This is a genomic window from Flavobacterium bomense, from assembly GCF_003970355.1.
In genome coordinates this window covers 1-1,192 of sequence record NZ_RYDJ01000180.1, presented here as the reverse complement: position 1 = coordinate 1,192, position 1,192 = coordinate 1, and the positions used below count along the sequence as shown (strand labels likewise).

General features: G+C 33.9%; 3 protein-coding genes. 2 read left to right on the top strand and 1 reads right to left on the bottom strand.

What is annotated here, in order from left to right:
* Window positions 1-196: CvpA family protein (locus EKL98_RS16560; protein ID WP_148104456.1), on the bottom strand; the 196-nt coding region annotated here is incomplete at its 3' end.
* A 162-nt stretch (window positions 197-358) separates the two neighbouring features.
* On the opposite strand from EKL98_RS16560, the gene EKL98_RS16555 reads away from it, so the two are divergent.
* Both EKL98_RS16555 and EKL98_RS16550 read left to right on the top strand, forming a co-directional pair.
* Window positions 359-715 carry a hypothetical protein gene (locus EKL98_RS16555; protein ID WP_126563201.1) on the top strand — a complete coding sequence of 119 codons (357 nt, stop codon included), beginning with the start codon at window positions 359-361 and terminating at the stop codon, window positions 713-715.
* 167 nt (window positions 716-882) lie between these two features.
* The coding region (locus EKL98_RS16550; protein WP_148104455.1) for an MFS transporter at window positions 883-1,192 on the top strand (310 nt) is incomplete at its 3' end.

The following is a 1,192-nucleotide window of genomic DNA, read 5'->3' as shown; positions in this document are numbered from 1 at the left end:
TAAATTGATTCGTTTTATGGGTACAACGCTTAATGCCGGATAACATTATGTTTTCTTGATAGGAAAACTTAAAAGCAACACAAATTCCTAAGATGAAAGAAATCAAGGAAGCCAATTCCACAAAAAGACCATTTTTTATGCCTTTGAACAAACCTATAACGAGGATAACACCCAAAACAATATCTAAAAAACTCATAAAAAAAGAAATAAAGGAAAAGAATAAAGAGCAAAGATAAAAGAATTATGTTGGTATCTTTGCACGAACAATTTTAGAGTTGAGATTTTAGACTTTAGATTAAAAAAATCCGCAATCTAAAATCCGCAATCTAAAATCCGCAATCTAAAATTTAAAATCGGAATGTCAAGAGATATACAACTTAAAGAACGCTGGGAACAGCTGGTCAACCTACTTTCTAACCAATTTTCGCAAGGCGAAGACCTCGATTTGGATGCCATAATTTATTTAATTGGCGTACAAGAACTCGGAAAAGTCCATAGAACCTACGAAAAAGACGAAAAACTCAACCTGATGCACATCGCTATTTGTCGATTGTTGGAACCTTATGGGTTTTATGAATTCGAATTTTTCGATGAAGATGGATGGCCGCATTACAAGGTAAAAGAAGAATTACCCGCACTTAAAGCAGGTGAACAATCGGTTTTGATGAAAGAAGCCATTGTCAATTATTTTATCGAAAGAGAAGTTATTGATTAGTATTCAGTGTTCAGTAGCAGTAAGCAGTTAAGAATTTTAGAAAAACTTCCAACTTCTAACTTCTTTTAATATATTTACACAATTCAAAACTGTTACTTTTACTTCGAAAAATAAGTTAAGTTTTGATAAGCAAGGTGCTTATCGTACATTTAAAACAATATACGATAATGAAAAAACCCAAATTAAGTTTTTGGCAAATCTGGAATCTAAGCTTTGGATTCCTGGGAGTACAAATTGGATATTCACTTCAAAATGGTAATACCAGCAGAATATTAGAAGCCCTCGGTGCCGATGTTCATAGCATTGGATACTTTTGGCTGGCAGCTCCACTCGCAGGTCTAATTGTTCAACCTATCATTGGTCTGTCTAGCGATAAAACTTGGACACGTCTTGGACGCAGAATTCCATTTATATTTTTTGGCGCAATAGTTTCGGCTTTGGCAATGTTTTTTATGCCAAATGCAGAATATTTTACTT